This window comes from Methanobrevibacter sp., assembly GCF_017447225.1.
Taxonomy (GTDB): Archaea; Methanobacteriota; Methanobacteria; order Methanobacteriales; family Methanobacteriaceae; genus Methanocatella.
Window position 1 is genome coordinate 22193 of the sequence record NZ_JAFSNZ010000065.1, and the last position, 6398, is coordinate 28590.

The following is a 6398-nucleotide window of genomic DNA, read 5'->3' on the forward strand; positions in this document are numbered from 1 at the left end:
TTATGATGGATATAGTAAGCGAAGTGTCCGACTTAATAATTAAGGCAAGCACCAATTTGTCTGATGACAAGAAAAACGCATTGCAGTTAGCCATTGAAAATGAAACTAATGATAATGCCCGATGGGCTTTAGAACAGATTTTGGAAAACTATAAAGTTGCCCAAAAGACAAAATTTCCTTTATGTGATGACACGGGAATTCCTCATGTTGTCATTGAATTGGGAAAGAACCGTGAAATAACATCTGATTTAATATCTCAAATTAATGAGGGCATTTATCATGGATTAAACAAGCTCCCCGCAAGGCCCATGGCAGTAAAGGGTAATGGCATTGAACGAATTGAACAGTCTCAAGGCCTTTTCGATGATCCTGGGATGATGAAGCCCGCCTCTTTTTTAATTGATGATGCAAAAAATCCCGATACGTTAAACATTCATTTTTTATTGCAGGGCGGAGGGCCTGAAATACGCTCAAAGACTTATCGAGTATATCACAAACGCTCTTTTGATATTGTTATCAATGAAGCTGTTGATTGGCTTAAAGATTCCCTTAAGCTATTGGGATGCACTCCTTCAATTCCGGCTATTGGAATAGGCAGAACCCATTATGAAGCATCATCATTAATGCTTAAAGCAATGATTTATGGTAATCTTGATAATTTAACCAAAGAAGAGAAATATGTGACTCAAAAATTAAACGAAACCAATATTGGTCCTTTAGGTTTTGGAGGAAACACTACTGTTTTAGGTTCTTTTATAAAAATAGGAAACCAGAGAGCCAGTGGTGTTCGTATAGTCAGTGTTAGGCCAGCTTGTTTTGTCGAACCAAGAAAATCTACCTTGTCATTATAATATTGACATTGGAGATACTATAACATTTATTAACAATCAAATTAAATTTTTAAACATGCAAGAAAATAATTTTCATATTAATGAACACTCTTTAAAAACAGCTATTTCTAAGGTAGAGCCGAATAAATTAACTACAAGAGGTTACAATCAAAAGGATCTGATTGAAAAAATCAGATATGGTGACATGATTTATCTGCTTTTAAAAGGAAGATTGCCTTCAATCAAGGAAAGTAAAATGTTCAATCATGTGCTGGTTTCCTTTTGTGACCATGGTGTTACCCCACCAAGCACCCAAACGGCTAGGATAATAGCCTCTTCAGGTTCACCAATGAATTCTGCTGTAGCCGGTGCTCTTCTTTCATTCGGCCATAAACATGCTGGAGCAATTGAAAAAACAATGGATTTGTACCAATCTAAAATCAATTCATTAATACTGACTGAAGATGTTGATTTGGATAATAAGCAGATTGCAAGTATGGCTATTGATATTTATAATGAATATTATGCTAAAAAAGAAAAGATTCCTGGATTTGGACACAGGTATCATGATGCTGATCCAAGAGCGGAAAAATTAATCCAGATGGCAATTAAAGAAGGATTTGTAGGCCCACATATTAAATTGGCCGTAGCTATTGAGGATTTGATGTATCAAAATAAAGGCATTAAGCTGAATGTTGACGGGGCTAATGCTGCAATTTTATCTGATTTGGGTTTCACTCCGGATTTAGGATTAGGTGTTTTTATCATAGGTCGTGTTCCGGGAATTATTGCACATATTCATGAAGAAAAAATGGATGAAGATGAATTCAGGCGGTTTTGTGATTTGGACGATATTGTGTATGGAGGTCAATAAAATGGAATTTGATGAGGTTATTAATAAAAGGTATAGTGTTAGAGGATATCTGGACAAGGAAGTCGAAAAGGAAAAACTGGAATACGTTTTAAAAGCAGCCACTATTGCACCTACTGGTGTTAATTATCAGCCTTTTAAAGTTTATGTAATTGATACAAAGAAAAATAAGGAAGCATTGTCTGAAATCTACTCTCCAAGTTGGTTTACGCAGGCTCCTTATCTTTTATGTGTTGTTGCAAAAACTGATGAGGCTTGGGTAAGAAAATGGGATAATAAAAATATCTATGAAATTGATGCCACAATTGTTATGGACCATATTATTTTGGCAGCAACTAGCGTCGGACTTGGAACATGTTATGTTGCAGCATTCAAACCTGACAAGGCTCGTGAATTTTTACAATTAAAAGACAATGAAGAGCCAGTATTATTTACTCCTTTAGGCTACGGTGATGCCGAACCAAGAGAAACTCCAAGAAAAGAAATTGATGAATTTGCAGTTTATTTATAGATTAATATGGATTTATTTATTCTTAAAGCAGATAATTCTAAAGAATTGGAAAAGATTTCTGAGGAATTGTCTCAAAACAAATTTAATTTGATACAGGAAGAGGAACACTTCAAACTGATGAAGAAAAAAAGATATGGTAACTATTATGTCCATATTTTATTTTTAATCATTGGTCTGTTCGTCACTTCTCCAGCATTGATTGTTAACATAATATATTTTGCATATAGCTATTTGTGGGCTTCACCACATGTTTTGATAACAACTGAACTGAAATCTGATGATGGTGAAAATCTGGAATTCAATACGATGGATGAAGTGTTAGAAAAAGCGAATAAACTGTTTTAATCAATTATTTCTTCAACATCATATTCTTCTATTTTTCTTATAATTATTTTTTCAAGATATTCTGATTCTTCACCAATTTTTGCATCAATCAATATTTTGTCAGCTTGCGGTTCGAGGAAAAATGTTAAGATATTTCCTCTGAATTCATCATATTCCTTTTGAACTTTTTCATCTCTGATTCTTAGTTCCGGAAGCTCATTGGTCCAAATGTCGCTTCCAGGTGAAAACTTCTTATCGACGATTTTCTCATTCAATATTTCGGCATCCAGCATCATTTCAAAATTTTCATTAAGAATTATCCAAACACATCTGTTCATAATTAATAGTATTTATATTAAGTAAGTTAAATATTGATGTATGTCTCGTATTAAAACTATTAAAATGCTTGGAATAATATTGGCTGTCATGTTAATAGTTATCGGAATCCTTCCTGTTGTTCGAGGGGATCAGTTAACTAATGATACTCTTGCCACAGCAATTATTCTTGTTCTTTTGGGTATTGCATACATTGTAATCGCCAATAAGCCCGAATGGACTAAGGCAGTATTTTTCTTTGAAGGTATTGTAATTGGTGTTGCAGGGTATATGATTCTCGAAGTTCCGTATAATTTTGGCTTCCTTATAATTGGCCTTATCATTATTGTAATAGCCATTTTGGCTTATTTGATGAAATTACCTTCTGGCATTCTTAAATTCTTTTATAGATAAACTTTTTTTTCTTTAATTTTTTAAATTCTTTTTTTAACCATATTTATTTATAAAAATATTATATTTTTGTTATTTTTTTTTATTTTAAGTCATGATTTGTTTTATTTTTCATCAAATTATAGTAAAAGATATATATTAAGCTAAATAAAAATTAATATACCATGGTGATGATTTATGGCTGAGATTTTAGATGCAATCACAATGATTAAAAAAGCTGAATCAGATGCTGAACAACTTATCGTTGATTCTGAATCACAATCAAAAGATTTAATCAACGAATCCAAAGTTAAAGCTGAAGAAATTATTTCTGCGGCTAAACAATCAGCAGAAGAAGAAGCGAAAAATACTGTTTTTGATGCAGAAGATAAAGCTAAAGAAGAAGCTCAATCTATTACTGCTAGCGCTGAAAATGATGTAAAAGCATTAAAAGACAAGGCTATGGCAAATGTAGACGAAGCTGCTTCAATTATTGTCAAAAATATTTTGTAGTGTGAGATTATATGTTCAAGACAGCTAGAATGCGAAAAATTAGAATAGTTACACTTGATAAGTATGTAGCTCCTACAGTGGATGCTCTCCACGAACAAGGGCTAGTGCAAATCAGTGATATTTCTGATAGTGTTCAGCAAGATCCTGAATTAGCGGAATTAGTAACTCCTGCAAAATCTACTCAATATACTGGTAAATTATCTTCACTCTTAATGAAAACCAATGGTATATCTGAACTTTTAGGAAATTCTTTATCAGAAGGCCATGGGATTAAAGACTTAATTAAGTCTTTTGTTAGTCCAGATTTACCTGTTCAAAAGGATGTTGAAGATTTGGATACTGAAGCTTTCATTGCTAAAGCTGAGGAAACTTTATCTCAGGTAGAGAGTAAGACACATGTTATTGAGGGTAAACTAGCCGCTCTCGACTCAGAGACAAGTGAATTAAAGTCTAATAAAAGTTTAGCTAGACACTTATCTAATTTTGACATGGATTTAGCTCTTTTAAAAGATTCTAAATACACTTCTACAACTGTTGGAAGGATTAATGTTGAATCTGCTTCAGAAATCAAAACTAAATTAAGTAACTTGACTGATGAATTAGATATGTATACAGTCCCTAGCGATGACAAAGAATATGTTAACATCGTTGTGGTGACTTTAAAAGAATTTAATGATGATGTTTATTCAACACTTCGTAAATTCGACTTTGAGAAAATTGAAATAGGTAACGTTGAAGGAACTCCTCAACAGATTATTTCAAATGCTGATGCAAGATTAAAAACCATTGAATCAGAACGTGCAACTGTTAAATCAGAATTAAGAGTTGTCGCTGAGCAATGGGACGATGATATATTAGCACTCAAAGAGCAAATAGAAAATGAAAAAGAAAAAAATGAGATTCTTTCTGCATTTGTTCAAACTAAAGACGCTTACATGCTTGAAGCTTGGGTACCTGTAAAAGATACCGAAAAAGTTGAACAATTAGTAGAAAAAAGTTCTGAAGGTCACTGTGCCTTTGAATTAATTGAAGTTGAAGGAACAGATGACGAAGATGTACCTATTTTACAACAAAACGGATGGTATGCAAAACCTTTCGAATTCCTTGTTGATATGTACTCTCCAGTACGTTACAATGAAATCGATCCAACTATATTTGTTGCAATAATGTTCCCAATTTTCTTTGGTTTCTGTTTAACTGATGCAGTTTATGGTTTAATTGTATCATTAATAGGTGTTGTCTTATTGAAAGGTTTAGGAAAAATCAAACAATCAATGCATGCATTTGGTTGGATTTTGATTTGGTCCGGTCTGTGGGCTGTTATCCTAGGTCTTATAACAAATGGTTTTATTGGAGATTTCCCGGAAAGAATCATGGGATTCCGTTTACCTACTGTATTCGCTCCTGTTGAAGCATTTGTACACCCAGATACTATATTAATAATAGCTATTGCTATTGGTATCATTTACACTAACATTGGTTTTATTATTGGTGCCATTGATAACTTAAGATACGGTAACATGAAAGAAGCTATCGGATCTCAATTTTGTTGGTTTGTTTTAGAAGCAGGTGTTATCTTATTAGCACTTGGTTACTTGATGCCTGCAATCGGAATGATTGGAATGGTATTAGGTGGCGTTTTAATCCTTGCATGTATTGGAATGTTAGTTTATGCTAATGGTGCATATGGAGTTATGGATATATTCGGATTTATGGGAGATGTATTATCTTATGCTCGTCTCTTAGCATTATGTTTGGCTACAGGTGGTATTGCTATGACAGTTAACATCTTAGCTCAAATGGTTGATAGTATGATTCCTTTTGTTGGAATAGTCCTCGCAGTAATCATCTTTATTGGTGGTCATATTGCAAACTTCGCTTTCCAAGTATTGGGTGCATTTATTAACGCTTTACGTTTAAATTATGTTGAATTCTTCTCCCAATTCTTCATGGGTGGAAAAAACAAATTTGAAGCTTTTAAAGCAAGTAGAACATTTACAAAATCAAAAAATTAAAAATTTTTCATTTATATTTAAATTAAAACAAAAATTAAAAATCAATATTATTTAAAGGTGAATTAAATATGGTAGAAATTGCTTTAGGTACTGCTTTAGCAGCTATTGGTGCTGGAGTAGCAATTGGTTTTGCTGGATTAGGTTCCGGTTTAGGGCAAGGTATGGCAGCTGCTGGATCTGTAGGTGCAGTTGCAGAAGATAACGATATGTTTGCTAGAGGTATTATTTTCTCTGCATTACCAGAGACTCAGGCTATTTACGGTTTCTTGATTGCAATCTTATTACTTGTATTCTCCGGATTATTAGGTGGAGGTTCAGGTTTAAGTACTGAAGCCGGTATTGTAGCTATTGGTGTAGGTGCATCCATTGGTTTCGCTGGATTAGGTTCCGGTATGGGACAAGGTATTGCTGCATCCTCATCCGTTGGTGCAATCGTAGAAGACAACGACATGTTCGCACGTGGTATTATTTTCTCTGCATTACCAGAGACTCAGGCTATTTACGGTTTCTTGATTGCTATTTTACTCATGGTATTCGGTGGAATCTTAGGTTAAGGAGGCAATTTATATGAGCTCAGGCACAGATAAAATTGTTTCAAGCATTATGTCTGAAGCCCAAGGGAAAGCTGA

9 protein-coding genes are annotated in these 6398 nt (G+C 33.8%); 8 read left to right on the forward strand and 1 reads right to left on the reverse strand.

The features are described from left to right. Positions 1-5 precede the first annotated feature (5 nt). Genes IJQ68_RS06525 through IJQ68_RS06540 form a run of 4 tightly spaced genes read left to right on the forward strand, consistent with a single transcriptional unit; the run spans position 6 to position 2557 of the window. Entirely contained in the window at positions 6-851 is an 846-nt protein-coding gene (locus IJQ68_RS06525; protein ID WP_292798418.1) for a fumarate hydratase, read from the forward strand. Between the two features lie 55 nt (positions 852-906). Continuing rightward, on the forward strand, positions 907-1704 hold the full coding sequence (locus IJQ68_RS06530; protein WP_292798420.1) for a citryl-CoA lyase: 798 nt from the start codon (positions 907-909) through the stop codon (positions 1702-1704). 1 nt (position 1705) lies between these two features. Beyond that, positions 1706-2212 carry a nitroreductase family protein gene (locus IJQ68_RS06535; protein ID WP_292798422.1) on the forward strand — a complete coding sequence of 169 codons (507 nt, stop codon included), beginning with the start codon at positions 1706-1708 and terminating at the stop codon, positions 2210-2212. Positions 2213-2218: 6 nt separating this feature from the next. After that, a complete protein-coding gene (locus tag IJQ68_RS06540) occupies positions 2219-2557 on the forward strand; it encodes a hypothetical protein (protein ID WP_292798424.1) in 339 nt (112 codons plus the stop codon). Here the strand turns inward: IJQ68_RS06540 and IJQ68_RS06545 are convergent. Next, positions 2554-2874: a hypothetical protein gene (locus IJQ68_RS06545; protein ID WP_292798426.1), complete on the reverse strand. Its 321-nt coding sequence runs from the start codon at positions 2872-2874 to the stop codon at positions 2554-2556. The two genes, IJQ68_RS06540 and IJQ68_RS06545, sit on opposite strands and share 4 nt — an antisense overlap. 40 nt (positions 2875-2914) lie before the next feature. Between IJQ68_RS06545 and IJQ68_RS06550 the strand changes: the two genes are divergently transcribed. The 4 genes from IJQ68_RS06550 to IJQ68_RS06565 all read left to right on the forward strand — a co-directional run bounded on the left by IJQ68_RS06550 (position 2915) and on the right by IJQ68_RS06565 (position 6323). Continuing rightward, on the forward strand, positions 2915-3265 hold the full coding sequence (locus tag IJQ68_RS06550; RefSeq protein ID WP_292798428.1) for a hypothetical protein: 351 nt from the start codon (positions 2915-2917) through the stop codon (positions 3263-3265). Positions 3266-3439: 174 nt separating this feature from the next. Continuing rightward, a complete protein-coding gene (gene ahaH, locus IJQ68_RS06555; protein ID WP_292798429.1) occupies positions 3440-3754 on the forward strand; it encodes an ATP synthase archaeal subunit H in 315 nt (104 codons plus the stop codon). 11 nt (positions 3755-3765) lie between these two features. Continuing rightward, entirely contained in the window at positions 3766-5769 is a 2004-nt protein-coding gene (locus IJQ68_RS06560) for a V-type ATP synthase subunit I (RefSeq protein WP_292798430.1), read from the forward strand. 68 nt (positions 5770-5837) lie between these two features. After that, on the forward strand, positions 5838-6323 hold the full coding sequence (locus IJQ68_RS06565; RefSeq protein ID WP_292798432.1) for a V-type ATP synthase subunit K: 486 nt from the start codon (positions 5838-5840) through the stop codon (positions 6321-6323). Positions 6324-6398: the final 75 nt, after the last annotated feature.